General features: G+C 71.0%; 13 protein-coding genes. All 13 read right to left on the reverse strand.

Annotation, left to right across the window (positions count from 1 at the left end; translation table 11 throughout):
• Positions 1-20: 20 nt before the first annotated feature.
• A complete protein-coding gene (locus tag ACFYWY_RS13000) occupies positions 21-971 on the reverse strand; it encodes an ornithine cyclodeaminase family protein (RefSeq protein ID WP_389184203.1) in 951 nt (316 codons plus the stop codon).
• A gap of 103 nt (positions 972-1,074) precedes the next feature.
• Positions 1,075-1,959, reverse strand: coding sequence for a peptidoglycan-binding protein (locus tag ACFYWY_RS13005; protein WP_389184206.1), 885 nt, complete (start codon positions 1,957-1,959; stop codon positions 1,075-1,077).
• 26 nt (positions 1,960-1,985) lie between these two features.
• Positions 1,986-3,560, reverse strand: coding sequence for a DUF6519 domain-containing protein (locus ACFYWY_RS13010; protein ID WP_389184208.1), 1,575 nt, complete (start codon positions 3,558-3,560; stop codon positions 1,986-1,988).
• 77 nt (positions 3,561-3,637) lie between these two features.
• Positions 3,638-5,797, reverse strand: a complete 2,160-nt coding sequence (locus tag ACFYWY_RS13015; protein ID WP_389184211.1) for a hypothetical protein — start codon at positions 5,795-5,797, stop codon at positions 3,638-3,640.
• On the reverse strand, positions 5,794-9,576 hold the full coding sequence (locus ACFYWY_RS13020) for a putative baseplate assembly protein (RefSeq protein ID WP_389184214.1): 3,783 nt from the start codon (positions 9,574-9,576) through the stop codon (positions 5,794-5,796). Before ACFYWY_RS13020 ends, ACFYWY_RS13015 begins: the two co-directional genes overlap by 4 nt.
• A complete protein-coding gene (locus ACFYWY_RS13025; RefSeq protein WP_389184217.1) occupies positions 9,573-12,764 on the reverse strand; it encodes a putative baseplate assembly protein in 3,192 nt (1,063 codons plus the stop codon). The genes ACFYWY_RS13020 and ACFYWY_RS13025 overlap by 4 nt, the downstream gene beginning before the upstream one ends.
• Positions 12,761-13,147: a GPW/gp25 family protein gene (locus ACFYWY_RS13030; protein WP_389184220.1), complete on the reverse strand. Its 387-nt coding sequence runs from the start codon at positions 13,145-13,147 to the stop codon at positions 12,761-12,763. Before ACFYWY_RS13030 ends, ACFYWY_RS13025 begins: the two co-directional genes overlap by 4 nt.
• Complete coding sequence (locus tag ACFYWY_RS13035) at positions 13,144-13,482, reverse strand: hypothetical protein (RefSeq protein ID WP_389184447.1); 339 nt, start codon at positions 13,480-13,482, stop codon at positions 13,144-13,146. Before ACFYWY_RS13035 ends, ACFYWY_RS13030 begins: the two co-directional genes overlap by 4 nt.
• Before the next feature lie 29 nt (positions 13,483-13,511).
• Positions 13,512-14,039 carry a phage baseplate assembly protein V gene (locus tag ACFYWY_RS13040; protein WP_389184223.1) on the reverse strand — a complete coding sequence of 176 codons (528 nt, stop codon included), beginning with the start codon at positions 14,037-14,039 and terminating at the stop codon, positions 13,512-13,514.
• Positions 14,040-14,065: 26 nt separating this feature from the next.
• Positions 14,066-15,205, reverse strand: a complete 1,140-nt coding sequence (locus ACFYWY_RS13045; protein ID WP_389184226.1) for a hypothetical protein — start codon at positions 15,203-15,205, stop codon at positions 14,066-14,068.
• Positions 15,198-15,548, reverse strand: coding sequence for a LysM peptidoglycan-binding domain-containing protein (locus ACFYWY_RS13050; protein ID WP_389184229.1), 351 nt, complete (start codon positions 15,546-15,548; stop codon positions 15,198-15,200). Before ACFYWY_RS13050 ends, ACFYWY_RS13045 begins: the two co-directional genes overlap by 8 nt.
• 3 nt (positions 15,549-15,551) lie before the next feature.
• Positions 15,552-16,217, reverse strand: coding sequence for a hypothetical protein (locus ACFYWY_RS13055; protein WP_307665184.1), 666 nt, complete (start codon positions 16,215-16,217; stop codon positions 15,552-15,554).
• Positions 16,214-16,915 carry a hypothetical protein gene (locus ACFYWY_RS13060; protein ID WP_389184233.1) on the reverse strand — a complete coding sequence of 234 codons (702 nt, stop codon included), beginning with the start codon at positions 16,913-16,915 and terminating at the stop codon, positions 16,214-16,216. Before ACFYWY_RS13060 ends, ACFYWY_RS13055 begins: the two co-directional genes overlap by 4 nt.
• Between the last annotated feature and the right edge of the window lie 44 nt (positions 16,916-16,959).

Genomic DNA, 16,959 nt, shown 5'->3' on the forward strand with positions numbered 1-16,959 from the left:
TCCCCGGGCACCCGGGACTGCTAAGACACGCCTTGGCGGGCCTCGTAGGCGACCCCGGCGACGACCAGGTCCTCCCAGGCCATGCCGACGCTCTTGAACAGCCGGGGCCGGGAGACGTCGGCCTCTGCCGTGCCGCGCGCCAGTTCCGCCAGGCCAACGAGGGACTCGGGATCCAGCGCGCCCGACTGGACCGCGAGGATGATGTCACCGGCCTCGCGCAGCGCCGCCGCCCGCGCCTCGACCACCACCGTCGAGCGGCGCACCGTCTCGTCGTCGACCTCGCGAGCCTGCGGCTCGTGGGAGCCGACGGCGACGACCGTCGCATGCGCGGGCAGCGCCGATCCGTCGAAGAGGGGAGTACGGGCCGTGGTGCAGCAGGCCACCAGATCGGCCTGCGCCACCGCCTCCGCCGTACCCGCCTCGACCAACGGTGCCGAGTCCTGCCCCCAGTCCCCGTACTGCTGAAGGAAGGTGGCGAGACGGTCGAGGTCGCGGCCGACGACCGAAATGTGCCGCAGGGGGCGAACGGCGCGCAGCGCCTCGATATGGCTGTGTGCCTGAGGGCCGGTGCCGAAGACGACCAGGCGCTCGGCCCCCGGCACGGCGAGCAGGTCGGCCGCGGCCGCCGAGACCGCCGCGGTACGGATGGCGGTCAGCGCGATACCGTCCAGCACGGCCAGCGGGCTCAGCGTCTCGGCGTCCAGCAGCAGGTAGGCGCCCTGAATGCGGGGGATTCCCAGCGCAGGGTTGCCCGGCGCCACGGTGGCGATCTTGACGCCCGCGTAGCGGCGGGAGTGCGAGGGCATCATCAGCAACTGCCCGTGGCTGACCGGGACCACGGAGCGGGCCGGGTCGGTCTCCGGGTCGAGTCCCTCGCACAGCGCATCCTGGAGCGCGGCGATCGCGGCGGCCATGGGGAGGGCCTCGCGTACCTCGTCGGCCCCGATGACCAGCGCCGCACCCTTGCTCATCTGCCCTCCAGTGCCCTGTGAGTGAAACGCTACAGGTCACGCACCGGCCGGGCGGCCCCTCGTCCACGGACAGGGCCGCCCGGCCGGGCGAGCAGCGAGCACGTCAGACGTTGGGCACCCTGAGTCTGTCCCAGCTCGACTTTCCCGGAATGCCGTCGGCGTCGCTGCCCGTGAAGCCCAGCTTGCGTTGCCATGCGGCGTACGACTTGCGGTCGGCCTCCGACCAGTCGGGGCTCGGCCCCACTTCGTACCGGCCGCAGCCCTCTGCCACCAGCCGCTTGCCCATCGCCGTGATGATCGGACTGCGCCGGCCCGGCGCGAAGAACGCGGCACCGGGGAACGGCTCGTACGTCGCCGGGGGCTTGGGCGCGGGCGGCTTGGCCGGGCCGTCCGGCCTGCCGCCGAGCCGCGCCTTGATCCGGGCGCGCATCGAGTCCATCGTGAACCCGCGCGGGTCGATCTTCCCGGGCTGCCACTCCTTGTGGCCGATCACCGAGCGGAACGTCCAGCCGTGCGCCCGGCAGATCGCCGCCGAGGCCTTCTCGATCGCCTCCAGCTGAGCCGCCGGCCACGGGTCCTTGCCGTTGCCGAGGTTGACGCACTCGAAGCCGTAGAAGTACCGGTTGCCGTCGGTGTTGGCTTCGTTGTCGGCGGGCAGCGCCGTCTCGTTGATCACCGCGCGCAGGACGTCGTCGTCGCCGAGTCCGGCGTGGTTGGCCCGGCCGTTGCCGACCATGTGCACCGTGCCGTCCTTGGCTATCACCCCGTGGCAGAGCGGGCCCGGCAGGCTGGAGTAGCCGTTGTAGCAGATGTCCACGGAGTTCTGGGTGCCCGAGGTCACGGTGTGATGGATCATCACCCCGTGCATGGGCCCCCAGGGGCCCTTGTGATTGCGGTTGTGCGTGCGCCAGCTCCGGTGCTCGACGACCTGAAGTCCTTCGTCACGCAGGACCTTGAGCAGTTTGGAGGCTGACAGAGGCGTTGCCATCGTGGTGCTCCTTTCCAGGTGGTACGTCAGTTCTCGGGCTGTCCTTCGACGTCCTGCCCCGCCGGACGCGAGCCGGAACCGTCCGGCGCCGCGCTCTCGGCGGCCGCGGCCTCCGCCTCGAACGTGGCCTCCGCCTCCAGCGCCTGTGCGTCGGCGGCCGGGATGGCGGTCGCCAGCGGCCCGAACTCCAGCCGCAGATCCGCCACCGAGCCCTCGCCCAGCACCCAGGCCAGCGGCGCGTAGTGGACCTGATTTCCGGCCGGGGCCTGCAGCAGCGGCCGGCGCGCCGCCTCCGTCGGCCACTCGACATTGCCTGTCGCCGTACGCGCCACCACCGTCCAGAAGTCGCCAGGGCGGTACGTCCTGCCCGGCTCGAAGTACACGAACACACCGTCCTCCAGCGGCAGCCAGCCGCCTTCCTCGATCCGCAGCGCACCGTCCCGCAGCCTCGCTGTGCCCTGCTTCGTACGGCTCGAACCGCTCCGCGAACCCGACCGGTGGTCCCAGCGCCGCAGGAACGGATGCAGCTCGGGACGCCGCCCGACCGACGGGTCCGGCTCGCCCGACAGCCGCACCCGGCGGCCCGGCAGATCGACCTCCTCGACGCGCAGCAGCGGCAGCGGCTCGCCGCGGCTGATGTAGGCGCTGTCCACGAACTCGACCCAGTCACCGACGTTCAGATCGAGCTTGTCGTCGCTGCCCAGAGACGCCAACTCCGCCCATGTGCCGTCGAGTTCGTCGACCGGGAAGGTCACAGAGCCGTTCTCCCGCGACCACTTGAAGGTCGCGTCCTTGGCCGCGCCGCCCTCGTGGATCTCCACCCGGTACATCTGGTTCTCCTGGCCCCGGTAGCGGGCGTCCGGCTTCACCAGGCACGGGTCCTCGTCCGCGTGCTCGGGGCGCTCGCTGCGCGCGGCCATCCGCGCGCTCGGCGCCTGCGCCGCCGCCCACTTCGCGAACGCCGCGCGGACCTGGTCCTTCGTCGAGCCGTCGTCCAGCTCCAGCTGCGAGCCGGGCAGCGGCAGCACCTGCCAGACGACCTTCAGCCGGGCCGCGGTGTCGGGCATGGCCGAACCCAGCGCCACTTCGCGCAGCAGCGGATCCTCGGCCGCGGTGACCGAGCGCTCCCACACCTTCAGATAGGCCAGATACGGGAATTGAGAAGGCAGCCGGTCGCCGGGGCGCTCCGGGTCCCGGTGGCCGTCCGGCTGGTCCCAGTACGTCCAGGTGGCCGACGGCTGCGCGTCCGCCGGGGCGTCCTTGTCGCCCTCCTCGGCGCTGTGCCCGTCGTCGACGACCGGGACGCCGGGCTGCGGGCGCGTCGCGTCCAGCAGGATACCGTCCACGTAGTAACGGCCGCCGCCGATGGACAGATCGTCGAGATCCCGGCTGCCGCCCAGGAAGTGCAGTTCGAAGCCGGTCGCGCCGCGCGGCCCGCCGTGCTGCCCGATCAGATCGGCGGCGGTGGTACGGGCCTGCGTCAGCTGGATCGCGGTCTGCTCGTTGGCGTCGGCGTCGAGCTGGACACGGCCCTGCTGTGCGATCACCGCCGAGTAGTGCCGGTCCGGCCGGAAGGTGATGCGGGAGATGTCTGCGTGCATGGGAAGGGGTCCCCCTCGGAAGTTCGGCAGTCGGTGAAAGAGTCGTGTCGGGTGACGGGGATGTCGGGTGACGGGGATCAGGTGACGGCGATGATCCCGGCGTCGGTACCGGCCGGGGTGTACTCGGCGAGCCGGGCCCGCAGGCTGTCCTCGCGCTGCGGCTGGTAGAGGTCGTGGAAGGCACCCATCTCGGCGCCGTCCTCGGCACCCCGCCAGATCTCTTCGGCGCAGCCCGCGGCGAGTTGCCCGTACGCGGGCGTGCCGTACCGCTCGCCGGTGAACAGCGGCCGGACCAGCTGCGCGTTCTCCTTGCCCACCAGGTCCGGCTGGCAGCGGTGGCGGCGCGGAGTGCGCGAGCCGGGAGGCACGTACGAGAACCGCACACAGCCGATGCCGCGCCGGGCCACCTGCAGCCGCCCGGTGAAGATGCTGTTCTCGGCGATCTCCACTGCGTGGGTGTGGACCTCTCCGATGACGGTGGTGCGGTGCACGTGCAGCACGGCGTGGGCGTGGCGGCAGTCCGGGGCGGACAGCGCCGCCCGGTCGTGGCCGGTGGCGTCCAGGATGCTGTCCCTGACATGGATGGACAGCGGGTCGTGGTTCACCTCGTCGCCGATCACCTCGATGGTGCCGAGGATGCTGCGTTCGACGGAGACGCACGCGGTGGTCCGGTCCAGGACCAGGCTCGGCTCATCGGGGGAGTGCGGCTCGCACTCGGGCTCCAGCGACCAGCCCGGTACGAGCGTGCAGTGCCGCAGCACCACCGCTCCCACAGGGCCGGTGACATTGAGCCCGCGACCGGTGATCAGCAGACCGTCGAGCACGATGCGCGGGGCATCGCCCTGACTCTCCTCCTGGGCACGGATGTTGAGCGCGTCGGGCCGGTTGCTGTACCAGTCGAGCAGCCGGATCACCGGCCGGGTGCCCTCGGCCGCGCGCAGCTCCAGACGGTCGCCCGGGTCCAGATCGAAGTCCAACTGCTCCTGGTAGGCGCCGCTGTGCGTGATCTCGATGATGCCCTCGGGACCGCAGCGCCCCGACCGCCTCTCGCCCCGCCAGTCGTTGTACGCGTCCATGATCCGCTGGTACGTCTGACCGGGGCCGACCCGGTAGACCGTCGCGGCCGCCGGCGTCTCACGCTCTCGGGGGTACTCACCGCCGCCCGTGTCGTCCGCGAACGCGTAGTGGTAGGTGACCCACACGCCCTGCCGCGGCGCCGACCGCGACCCGAAGGCGATCCGGCCGAGCGCCGGGTCGACGGCCACCTGCCCGCGCCTCGGGCGGTAGCGCCAGTCGGTCAGATCGGCCACCACGATGTCGGACAGCGGCACCGGCTCGTCCTGCCCGTCGCGCCAGATCGTGAAGCTCTTGCCCGGCCCGTAGTAGTCCGCGAGCCGGTCGGCGAGCTGCCTGCGCCGTATGTACGCGGGCACGTTGTCGATCGTCGCGACATGAGTGGCGGACGGCTCCGGCACCGGCTTGGTCACCAGGGGCGTGTCATTGCCCAGGATCGAGAAGGTGTAGAGGTTACGCGCCCGGTCGATGCAGTACGCGGGCGCATCGCTCACGTGGTACGGCTTCAGCCGCCAGACGAACAGCCCGACCCCCGCCGGGGAGTAGCCGCCCTGCGTGCGCGCCGAGCCCGCCCGCCGCACATTCACCGACTGGGCGACCGCGCCGAACGGCCCGCCCGCCAGATCGAGCGCCGCCCCCTCCCGTACGTCCACGAGCCTGCCGCGGTCCCGCCGGCGCGCGTTGACCGCCTCAGTGCCCGATCCGTACAGCTTCACCGGCTGCTGGTGGGAGACGAGCCGGGAGAACTCGACGGCCCGCGAAGGCCATCCGGCGACGTCCTCGGCCAACTCCTCGAGCAGGGCCAGGGATCCCTTGCGCCGCCGGTTGGCGACCGTGGCGGCCACATCGCGGCGCGGTGCCAGGGCCTCGGCGAGGCATATGCGTGAATCGTCCCCGTCCGCGCCCTCAAGGCCCTTCGCCTGCACCCGCTCGTAGCCCGGCAGCGGGGTGTAGCCGACCAGATCGCCCAGATACGGCAGCACCCACTCGGCCGCGGTCTCCACGAACCAGTCCTCGTAACTCTGCTCGACCCCGTCCCGCACCCGGTCGACCTGCTCGGCGATCACCGCGAGCAGGGCGCGCAGGGGTTCCCCGCCCTCGGCGTCCCGCAGGCGGTGCCACTGCGGGAGCAGCTCCGCGAGCCCGTCCGGTTCCCTCGTCATGCGGTGACCTCCGTCAGAATCAGCGTGTCCGCGACATGCGGGGAGAGCAGGGCGAGCTGCGCGGGCCGGATGCCGCGGAAGACGAACACCGCCCGGCCCTTCTCGAGCGGCCGGGTATCGGTGATGTCCGGGTTGAGCCGCAGCAGTTCGGCGAGCGGGATGCCGTAACGGGCGGCGATTTGGGTGAGCGTCTGACCGCCCTCGGCGGTGACTCGGTGCACGTCCTCGTCGTACTCCGCGAGCCTGGCCCCCACCGCGGTACGGGGCTCGGCGAGCTGTTCCCCGAGGCGCGTAAGCTCGTCGGGCGTGACGGAAGCCGGTACTCCGGTGAAGGCATCCACGTCAATGTAGTCGACGCCGGGCACCTTGTGGGCGGTCGCCAGCACCTGAGACAGCCGGGCCGGACGGCCCAACTCCCGCCGCCCGCTGCCGAATTCACGCAGCAGCGCCTGCCGCAGCCGCGGCTCGACCACGGTCCAGGTGTGGTCGCGGGCGACCTTCACCTTCGCCGCCAGGAGCAGCAGCACCAGCTCGCGCACGTCGACGCGGACCGGCAGCCGTGAGTCCCCGTACTCGGCCAGCGAGGAGCGCAGCGAGCGAAGCACCTCGGAGTCCTCCGCGATCGCGATGTCGTCCACCCCGGCGACCGTCACATGCAGCACTCGCCGTCGGCCGTCGAAGATCTCGCGCGCCGCCGCCCGGCCGATGCCGGCCCGCGAGCGGGCGAAGTCCTCGTAGTCCGTGACGGACACGAGCCGGTCGAGCGCGGAGACCGCGAGCGGGATCGTGCGCCGGGTGAGACCCGGACCGTCGGCGTCCGCGCCGCCCGTCGCGGGCTGCGGATTGGTGACGGCGGTGACGCCCAGCGGCCGGGTGATCGCCTGGGTGATGCGGTCCGCCCGGACGTTGGCGGCCTTGCCCGTGCCGAAGCGGTACCGGGCCCGGACGTTCTCCTGCCCGGTGGGCAGCCTCGCGCCGTGCACCCCGTCGCCGAAGGTGACGGTCGTACGTCCGTCCCCGGCCGTCCCGGACACATAGACCCGCTCGCGCGGCCCACGCCCCGCCAGACTGTCCACCTCGTGCCACAGCAGCCCGTCGACGCGCACCTCCAGCGTGGGCGTCGCGCCCAGGGGATTGTCGGCGGGCAGCCAGGTCAGCGGCGACTGCCAGAGCGTGAACGTCTGGTTGGTCCGGTCGGCGTCACCGCTGCCGATCGGTTCGTCGCGGCTCTCGCCGTGCGTCGCCGGCACCACATTGCCCTGGACGCGGACCGTGTCACGGCGGTAGCGGTAGGCCAGATCCGTGGTGAGCGTCAGCTTCGTATGGACATGGTCACCGGGCAGCCGCGGGTCGAGCTGCTGCTCCACCGCGGCGATCACGGCCAGTTCGGTGCCGCGCACGCCGGCCGTGTTCGGGATGTCGGTGCGCTCGCCCGACACCACCAGATGACGACCCGGCCGCAACCCGTCGTACAGCTCGGCCAGTTCGAGCTCATTACCGTGCACGTCCTCGCCGAGCGGTTCGTCGGCCAGTCGCAGCGCCTCGCCGCCGGCATGCACGGTGGCGTCCCGGATCGTGGAGAGCAGCACGTCGTGCTCGTCCAGCCAGGGCTCGGCGAGGGTGAGCTCGGTGCCGCGGCCCGTGATCCCGTAGTTGGTGTACGCGGCGGTGCGTACGGCGGTGACACGGGTGGTCACGAGCGCGAGCTTCTTGTCCCCGGGAATCCCGTCCGGCCCCTCGGCACCCTTGCGGGGACGCTCGATCGCGACCCAGCTGCCGACGGTGATGCCGTCCTGCACGGAGTCCAGCGGCAGGACATGACGGTTGGCCTGCTCCGGCACGGTGGTGATGCCGACCTCGACATTCGCCGGCTCACTGCCGACCGTGTACCGCACGGTCACTTCGAACCCGCCGTGCGTGACCTGCTTGTGCTCGCCGGGAGACAGCAGCCAGTTGAGCGGCTCGCCGTTGTGCACGGCCACATGCACCCGGCCGTCCTCGGCGGGCCGGGACACGAAAATGGTGCGCTCGGGCAGCCCGGACGTGAACTGTGCGGTTACACCGGGCTCCTGAGAGTCTGCGGGACGCCTGGTCAGCCAGCTCAGATCGTGGTCCTGGCCGACGCGGGTCTGCAGCAGGACCCGTCCGGGCCCCAGGCCGAAGCTCGTCTCTGCGGGCAGGTTCTCCGACCGCTGCACCGAGGATCCGGTCTCGATGTGCTGGAACTCGGCGCGTACCGGAACGCGGCCTGCCGTGTCGTACACGACCCGCATGGTCGTCAGCGCGGATCCGGAGAGCGGCCAGTCCGTCTGCCGGACGACCCGCCCGCGGTCGTCCTGTACGGGCTTGAGCGGCGCCGTCGCCCCGAACGGAGCGGCGGTCACCCGCATCGCCTGCAGCTCGCGCAGCAGCGCGGGCACGGCGGGGGCGGCCTGCCGCCACGCCGTGTACATGCCGTCCGCGCCCCGCGGATCGAGCGCGGACAACAACTGCGCGCCCAGATCGGAGCCCGAGGCGAAGTAACGGCCCGGATCGTGCGACAGCGTGCGCGCGCCCGACGGGGGCCGCACGACGCGGGTGCGCAGTGCCGGAAGTAGGGCGCCCAGCGCCCGCATGGCAGGAGAGGCGGCGTCGGCCGCGGGGCGCGGAGGTTCGGGGCGCGAGGGCTCCAGCTCGGCCGCGCGCTCCATCAGCTCACCGACCACCGCCTCCAACTGCTCGAACCAGGCGGCGACTTCCTCGTACGCGGCGGCGATCGCCTGCGCCTCGGCGAGCCGCTCATGCGGATCGACGAGCCGCCCGGCGAACTGCGCGGGCGTCTTGATCCCGTCCAGGTCGGCACGCAGCGGCGCCAGCACCTGCGTGTCGAAGGCCTCGATGATCCGGCTGACAGGACGCGGATTGGGGTTGTCGGGGGTGGGCTCGCCCTCCTCGACCTCCCGCTCGTCCTCTGTGATCCACTCGCGCAGCTCCGCCACCAGCTCGGTCAGCGACGGCGGCGCGGACTGCGGCAGTCCGATCGCCGTCACATCGTCGTCCCGGTCGATCCGGACGCGCGCCACGGGCAGCAGCAGCCGCTGTCCGGCCGCGTCCTTGCCCGCGTTCGTGCCCGCGTTCTTGTCCACGCCGAAGACGAAGAGCAGCCTGTCCCCGGTCTGCAGGGACGTACTGGTCCCGGACACGAAGATCTCGGACTGCTTGCGCAGATCGTCCGGGGTGAGCAGCGCCGGCCGGCGCCGGCGGACCGTCAGCTCGTTCCAGGCCCAGCGGGCGACGAGATCCTCGCTGGTCTCGAAGGCCTGCGACTCCTCGTCGGAGGTGCTGGGCACGCTGTTGCTGCGCGCGCCGCGGGGGATCAGCACCGGCACGTCCTCCGCCCGCGGATCCCGGTCCAGGGTGTACGCGAGATGGGTGTCGGCGGCGATTCCGGGTCGCGGCCGGTGCCCGACAAGGCGCCCGAGCAGGGCCAGCGAGCGGTGCTCGTCGGCCGTGCGCAGATAGCCCTCGTCGGCGATGCGCTCGGAGTGGAAGGTGAGCAGGTCGCCGACGACCGCCCAGGAGTCGAGCAGCCCGATCGCCGGATCGTCCGGGGTGCGGACGGTCAGCCCGCGCAGCGCCGGATAGGCGGGGGATGCCAGCCGATCGAGCATGGCCGCGAGGAACGAGCCGTACTCACCCACCCGGTAGTCCAGGGCGGTGCGGCCCGGCGGGTTGTACAGGACCTCGGGCGCGTGGCGTTCGTCGTGTCCACCGCAGCCGCAACCGCAGGAGCCGCTCATCGGGCACCTCCGCCGAGCTCGATCGACAGCCGGCCGAACTCCGGCCGGTCGGGGTCGTTGTCGCAACGTGCGATCTCCAGCGGGCCGAGCCGCAGCACGCCTGCCTCCAGTGCGGTGTCATCGAGTGGATCTTCGTGGAACAGCCGGCGCAGCCGGGTCACCGTCACGCTCTCCACGCCCTGGACGGCCGCAGCCACGGCCACCAGACGGCTGAGCCGCACCGGTTCACCGAAGCTCAGGGCATCGGGGTGGAAGAAGCCGATCCGTCCGCCGGACAGCCGACGGCTGCCCAGCAGCCGGTACAGCTCGGCGAGGATCTGGCCGTGCTGATGGCCGGGCGCGGCACACACCGTGAGTGCGATGTCCAGCGGCACCGACCTGGCCGGTCCGACCACCAGGTCGTGGCCGATCCGGCGGTAGCTCTCCAGCGCGTACGACACCGAGTCGAGCAGCTCCGGGGAGGGATCCCCCGTGCCCTGCGCGTCGACGGCGACATGCGCCTCCTGCACACTGCCGGTCCAGCGGATCTCGGCGGCCGCCCGCTGCACCCCCGGCAGCTTCGACGCCAGCGCCGCGTAGTCGTCGGCGGTGACGGCCCGCAGCCGGGAGCGCTTGAGGTCGAGCGGGGCCAACTGGCGTACCTGCTCGATCGGTTCGGGCTCGGTGCCGCCGACGGCGGGCATCGGATTGCGCACACCGGCGACGGGCAGCGGGTCCCCGGCCTCCGAAGCCTCCGGATCACGGCACAGGACGAGGTGGTTGATGGCCTCCGCGCCCACGTTGCCTGCCGTGCCGCCGCCGAGCCGGTAGTGCAGCTCAAGCCGGGCGCCCGGCTGCGGACGGGCGCCGTACCGGCCGTCCCCGAAGCGCAGCGCGATCCGCCCGTCGTCCTCCAGCTCGCCGACGAAGTGCCGCTCGCGCGGGCCGGATCTGAGCAGATCCCGCTTCGGCGTCCACGGCTCGTCGTCGTCCGCGATCGTCACCGCGGGCAGCGCTGCCCGCGGATCCTGTACGAGCGCGGCGGCAGGCCCCCGCAGCACCGGGTCGGCCGGGTCGAGCCCGGCCGCGTACTGCGGGCCCCAGGTGTGCGTGATCTCCCAGGCGACGCCGTCATCGAGTACCGCGCCGGCCCGTGCCCGGGCACTGAGCACCTCGATCCGGCGCAGCTTGGCCGCCAGCAGCCGTTCGCTGCGGTGCAGCAACTCCCTCAGCGCACGCACCGGATGGCGGCGCAGCTCAAGACGCTCCAGCACCCGCAGCCCGAACAGCACGGTCAGCTCGGCGATCTCCGCCTCGGTGAGGCCGTCGCAGTCGCGGGCGCTGCGCCACAGCTCCACCAGCCGCTGGCGGACCCGGCCCGGAATTGCCGCAAGCCGCAAGGCCTGCCCGGCCGACACATGGCGCGGCTCCGGAAACGGCACGGACTGGACGACGGGGGAGCGTTGCAGCACCGGCCGGAAGCGCGGCCGGATGCCCGGGTAGACGACCTGCGCCAGCAGCGTCTCCAGCGCATCGGCCTGGGCGTACGCGGTGCCCGGCACGACCTTCTCGCGTCGCCGGCCCGCGAGTTCCAGACCGAGACCGGCGCGCCCGGTCGCGTCCTCGCCGACGACAGTGAAAAGCTCCCGCACCTGATAGGCTGTCAGCAGCCCCCCGCAGCGGGTCTGCTCCAGGCGGGAGTTGATCAGATCCGCCGTCGGGTTCCCCTCATCACGGTCCCAGCAGCCGAAGCCGGACGGATCGCAGGACCCGAGGACGGCCGGCCCGGGCGGCACGGTGACCGTCTCAGGCGCTGAGCCGCAAAACGTCAGCGACCGGCCGTGGTCGACGAGCGCGACATTGCCGCGCACCACGCTCACATCCTCCACCGGCTCGCACCCCGGGCCGCCGCGGGTCGACAGGCAGACGGGGAAGGCGAGCGCGTCCTCCGGGGCCCAGGTGATCTCCAGGACCGGCTGGTCGGCAAGACGGTCCACGGCCGGGGTGACGGAGGTGAGGCGTACGGCCTGACGGTGGGCCGGGTCGGCGTCGCCCGGAGTACCGGACCGCGCCCCGCGGACCTCCTCGAACAGCAGCAGATCGCCGGGGGAGAGATCCAGCGTCCTGGCGGCGCACTCCTCGTCGGTCCACTCGTCCCGCAGCGTGGCGGAGGTGGCGCCCTTGGGCAGCGAGCACACGTCGTCGCCCCAGGTCCAGAAGCGGATGGTGTTGTGCTCGGGGCGCAGCACCAGCGGCTCGTCGCCGACGACCGGCTCGAAGACCTCCACCGAGCCACGCTCGTCGAGCACCGCCAGATCCCGGTCGTCGATGACGGTGCCGATCTCGGGCCGGTCGCGCGGCCCGAGGGTACGGACGTCGACCGAGGCGAAGCGGAACGTGCCGGGCGCCAGCGTCAGCGCCCGTACGGTCTCGACCGCGACGAACGCGCGCGCGTTGACGCCGTCGTGCATCGGATAGTCGATGAGCCGTACGTGACGGCGTACAGAGACCCGGCGGCGTGCCGTGTCGAGATACGCCTCGGTCGCGACCGCGTCCTGCTGATAGCTGATCCGGTCCGCGGTGTGGGCGAGCAGTTCGACCAGCGTCGTGCCGAGGTCGGCGGCATTGCGTTCGACCCAGTCCGGGGTCGTCAGCGCCAGCCGGTCCAGGATGAGGCGGCGGATCGTGTCGTAGTCGCGCGCGGTGTAGTCGATGACCGGCGCGGGAGCGTAGGCGGGCGGGCAGTCCGGCTGCTCGTCCTTGCAGTCGAAGGGGGTGGGGCAGTCGGGCCGGAACTCGAACCCGGCCGAGAAATACCGCTGGTCGAAGCCGGGAAAGGGCTCGGTGCCCGGCCGCCCGTACGGATCCGTGTCCACGACCGAGAGCCGGTAGCCGGGGGCACCTCCAGCGGTAGCCGGGGGAGTGTCCCCAGTCCGGTCCAGCGTGACGTACAGCCGGTCGTCGAGCTCCGGGTCCTCCTCGCGTTCGACGGAGAGCTCCACGGCCTCGATGCCCGTGATCCGGCGGCCGCCGTCGATGCGTATGTTCTCCGGGCGCAGTCCGTGGGGCGCCTTGCCCAGGAAGGTGACGGTGAGGGTCAGCCCGTCGTCACCGACCTCGACCGCGTCGACACCGCCGAGCTGCGCCGCCCGGACCTTTGTGCGCCTGCCGTCCGCACGGCAGACCAACTCCTTGCTCGTACCGCTCATGCCGGGCCGCTCCCCTCGAACACCTCGTCGCGCCGGCTCGCGGTGGAGCGCACCACGTAGCGCAGATACACCCGGACCACGTTCTCCTCGCTCACCACGTCCAGGGCTTCCACCTCGATCAGTTCGCCCAGCCAGCGCTGGAGCGAGGCCTGCACAGAAAGCTCCAGTGCGGAGGCCAGCTCGGGGCTGTTGGGCGTGAAGACCAGATCGAGGAGCCCGCAGCCGAAGTCGGGGCGCATCAGGCGCTCGCCGGGGCTGGTGAACAGCAACTGCTCGATCAGATCCCGCACATGCTCGTCGTACGCCGCGTGCGCGGTGCGTCCCCGCCGGTCGGTGCGGAAGGGAAAGGCGATGTCGCTCCTCGGCGTCCTCGTCGTCCTCATCGGGAGGTCACCCCCCGTGTCGACGCGGCGACGACCGGCGGGCCCTGCGGCACCAGCGCGGCGCTGAAGCACAGCGCGGACGTGCTGTCCAGCAGCACGGGCGAGCCGTCGATGAGCAGGCTGTCGCGGTGCGGCGTCCAGCGGACGGTGGCGCACGGATGCGGCACGCCGTCGATCGTGTGGCGGCAGCCGTTGACGATGAAGACATCGGCGGCGGTGGGCACTTGACAACCGTCGATCCGGACGCCGGACGACGGGGCGGAGGCGGGCACGACCCGGCCGCCGTGCGGGCAGCTGATCGCGGACCCGCCGCTCACGAGATTCCCGGACAACACGATTCTCCCCGTTTCATTGGTCCTTGTGCTCATCGCTTCCTCGGCACGATCAGCCGGCCCTCGTTGATGTTGACCTCGTCGCCGATCAGCACGATGGACGCGCCCTTGCCGTTGCCGATGGTCACGCCCTTCTCGTCGATCTGGATGTACGCCCCGCCCTTGGCCTCGAGCAGAATCCCCGTGCCGCCGGGAACGTCCGACATCACCAGCTTGTGATCGCCCGGCGTCTGGATCACCACCGGCTGCGAGCCGGGCAGCTCCGCGGCCGCGTGTGGCGGCAGCTCGGAGGCGTCCCCGTACCAACTCCCGGTCCAGATGGGGAAGCTGGGATCCCCCTGCTCGAACTCCATCCACACGCCCGCGCCGATCTGCGGGACGACGTACTGGCCCGCCTGCCGCCCGGTGAACGGCAGGCAGGGCAGCGCCCAGGTGGACGCCTCGTCGCCCAGCACGTCCGGGACCTGGGCCGTGATCCGGCCGAGCCTGAGCGGGTCCTTGTTGTCGATCACCCGCCCCCGGAACTTGCCGAGAAACCGGTTGTTCGGTCCTGCAGCCATGCGAAGTTCTCCTGGTCCTCACGTCTTTACGGACGCACTGTGTTGCTACGGGCGATGAGGCCCTCGCGGGAGAGCGTGAAGTTCTGCCGGTACGAGCCGGGGCGGAGATTGTGGGTGACGGACTTGACGTAGTAGTCGCCGTCGTATGTCACCCCGGCTCCGCGCACTCCGACCAGCTCGCGCGGCCGCAGCACGTATCCGTGCCGGTTGACGTCGAGCTGCCCGGAACCGGAGATCGCGTCGGCGGACGTCGCGGCGCGGCCCAGCATCTCGGCCTGGGCCTGTTCCAGGGCCTTCTTCGCGGTCCCGGAGAGCGTCTTCCGCTTGAGGGCGGGCGAAGCGCGGCGGCCCAGCGGCGGGCGCAGCGGGCTGATGTCGGGCTGGGGGAGGAGCTGCGCGTTCCGCGTCCGGGGGTCCTGCCAGCGCGCCTGCGGCTCCTCGCGCGCTGTCCCGTCGTACGCGAAGGTCAGCTGGTCGACTGTGGAGTTGACGTCCATGTTGACGTTGAGCGCGTGCTGGCGCTCGCCGAGGCGCTGCTCGGGTCCCCAGAAAGCTGTGGACCGGCCGGGGCGGGGCCCCGGGTCGAGGTAGAAGGTGTAGCCGTTCGCTCTGGCCAGCTCGTTCACGTACTGCAGATCGGTGCCGGTCTGGTAGTCGACGCGCAGCTGCTCGTGGGGCGGCTGGTGCACCTGCTCGCGGAAGATCCGGGGGTCGATCCCGTAATCGGCGTACTTCTGGAGAATCCGCTCGACGCGCTTCGAAGGAGCCAGATTCGGATACCGGTCGGTGCGCTCCTCCAGGTCCATGAGCAGGGTCAGGTCTTCGCCGGTGACGGTGAGGGTGGTCTGCCCCGGGACATTGCTCGCCCCCACCTCCTGCCGAACGATCAGCCCGTCCAGGACGACCGTGGGGGTGCCCTTGATCGAAGTGATGACGATGACCCGGGTCTTCGGGTCGAAGAACCCCTCGGGCAGCAGCCGCTGTGTGAGCAGCCCCCTCTTGGTCAGGTCGAAAGCGAGCTGGAACCCGCTCCGTTCGCCGGCGGTCATGGTGATCTGCGCGGACAGCAGCGCCTCGGTCACCTCGGCCGGCACGGGGCGGGTGAGCTTGGGCCCCATGCGCAGGGTGAGATGCACGGGCCCGTTCCCGATGGGCTCATCAGCCATGGAATCCACCCGGCAGAGGAATATCGATCTCCCGCCCCGGTTCTGCGGTCAGTTCGCCGGGATCGAGGACGGGGTTGGCGTCCGCGATCTGCCACCACTGCCCCGGGTCGCCGAAATAGCGCTGCCCGAGGTGGTCGAGCCGCTCACCGCTGTTCACGGTGTGCGGCGCGGTCTCGTCGGCGGCCTCGCTGAGCGGTGGCAGCAACCGCCGCTTCGTGTAACGCACTTCGGTGCCGTCGCTCAGGCGGTGCACGCCGATCTCGGCGTCGTGGTACCGGCTGGTGCGAGGGTAGGGGTGGGCCCCGGGTATCGCGTCCAGTGCACTCTCATAAGGATCAATCACGTCCTACAGCCCCCGTCCCAGCCCGAGTTCCGCCAGCCGCCCGCCTCTTGCGGCCCTGGCCAGCCGCTCCTTCTGCGCCAGATGTGCGAGATACAAGTCGGCCCCCCGATGCCCGGCCGGCAGATCGCTCACGCTGAGGACCTTCATGCCGATGCCGAGGCTTGCCCGTATGGGATTGAGGTTGACGTCGAACGCCGACTCGTTGATCGACAGTTCGGTGAGCCGTACGGGCATGACCCGCTTGCTCCCCCATGTGAAAAGGGTCAGCGGCATCTCGATCGGGCTGATCTCGATGGTGCCTTTCTTGGTCAGCCGGGAGGCCTCGCGGAGCTGAGCGCTGGTGGGATGCACCAGCATCTCGAGCGTGGCGAGCTGGGGATGGATCCCGTCGGGCGCGGCGACCTCGAACTGATCGGTGGCGTCGATCTCGGCGGTGAACTTCCAGCTCTCCTCGGCGGGCCCCTTGAGGCGCAGGGCCTCGTTCCGGTCCCCTCCGCTCCCCCCACCGCCGCTGTCACCGCCTCCGCCGGCGGCCTGGGGGGCGAGGGAGCGTTCGAGGGTGTCGGGGTTGAACTGGAGGACGATGATGCGTTGGGGGGTTCCGCGTTCGGGGTCGACGACGACGATGCCGGAGCGGATGGGCTTGGGTATGTCTGCGTAGCGGGTCACAGCCGGGCCTCCAAACGCTGAGTGAGCGCTGTGTAGTCATGGGCGGGAAACGCGGTGGGAAAGGCCTCGAGCATTTCGGTGAGCTTTTCCGCGCGGTGCTGAAGTGTGTTCCGGAGAGTTACGTCGGCGAACAGGAGTTGCCAGCCGAAGGTTCCTTTGGTCAGCCGCAGTGCGTCCAGGTAATCGCAGTAGTTGAGACTGGTCCTCACGCACGCCTGCGGGTTGGCAATGGCATCGTACAGATCCCTGTCCTGATACCAGATCTCCAAGGGGTCTTTGTCAGGCTGAATGCGCACAAAGGCCGCCTGACCGGTTGCGTCGCGCGGCGTGGAATCGATGATGCGTAGCTCCGAGAACAGCTGGCGGTCGCTATCCGAGGCGTCGGATGTGGGGCGTGGGGAGGCACCGATAAGGGCTTTGTAGAAGTGCGGGAGGCTGAATTCTCCCGCGAGCTCGTGACGGGACCCGACTAGTCGCCATTGGCTGGCGATGCGCTTGAAGCGCAGAGCGCAGCTCAGCAGCTCCGGACCCAGCGTCAGGTCCGTCCACTCTGCCTTTGTGTCGGACAGTGGAAGAAACTCGTCAAGTGCGAACCACAGCTTCTGTTGCTCGTCGAACAGCACATCGAATGCTTCGCTGCGGCGTAGCTCGCCGAGGGACTCCCGGTGTCGTTCCTCGTTCGGTGTCAATGGCTTCACGTGCGTTCTCTTTCCAGATGTCGGGCCGTCGCTTCCACCGCAAG

The organism is Streptomyces sp. NPDC002870, from assembly GCF_042888505.1.
Classification (GTDB): Bacteria; Actinomycetota; Actinomycetes; order Streptomycetales; family Streptomycetaceae; genus Streptomyces.

Bases quoted from the DNA above. Each gene is read 5' to 3' on its own strand.
- ACFYWY_RS13000 (WP_389184203.1), bottom strand. From the start codon at position 971: ATGAGCAAGGGTGCGGCGCTGGTCATCGGGGCCGACGAGGTACGCGAG.
- ACFYWY_RS13005 (WP_389184206.1), bottom strand. From the start codon at position 1,959: ATGGCAACGCCTCTGTCAGCCTCCAAACTGCTCAAGGTCCTGCGTGAC.
- ACFYWY_RS13010 (WP_389184208.1), bottom strand. From the start codon at position 3,560: ATGCACGCAGACATCTCCCGCATCACCTTCCGGCCGGACCGGCACTAC.
- ACFYWY_RS13015 (WP_389184211.1), bottom strand. From the start codon at position 5,797: ATGACGAGGGAACCGGACGGGCTCGCGGAGCTGCTCCCGCAGTGGCAC.
- ACFYWY_RS13020 (WP_389184214.1), bottom strand. From the start codon at position 9,576: ATGAGCGGCTCCTGCGGTTGCGGCTGCGGTGGACACGACGAACGCCAC.
- ACFYWY_RS13025 (WP_389184217.1), bottom strand. From the start codon at position 12,764: ATGAGCGGTACGAGCAAGGAGTTGGTCTGCCGTGCGGACGGCAGGCGC.
- ACFYWY_RS13030 (WP_389184220.1), bottom strand. From the start codon at position 13,147: ATGAGGACGACGAGGACGCCGAGGAGCGACATCGCCTTTCCCTTCCGC.
- ACFYWY_RS13040 (WP_389184223.1), bottom strand. From the start codon at position 14,039: ATGGCTGCAGGACCGAACAACCGGTTTCTCGGCAAGTTCCGGGGGCGG.
- ACFYWY_RS13045 (WP_389184226.1), bottom strand. From the start codon at position 15,205: ATGGCTGATGAGCCCATCGGGAACGGGCCCGTGCATCTCACCCTGCGC.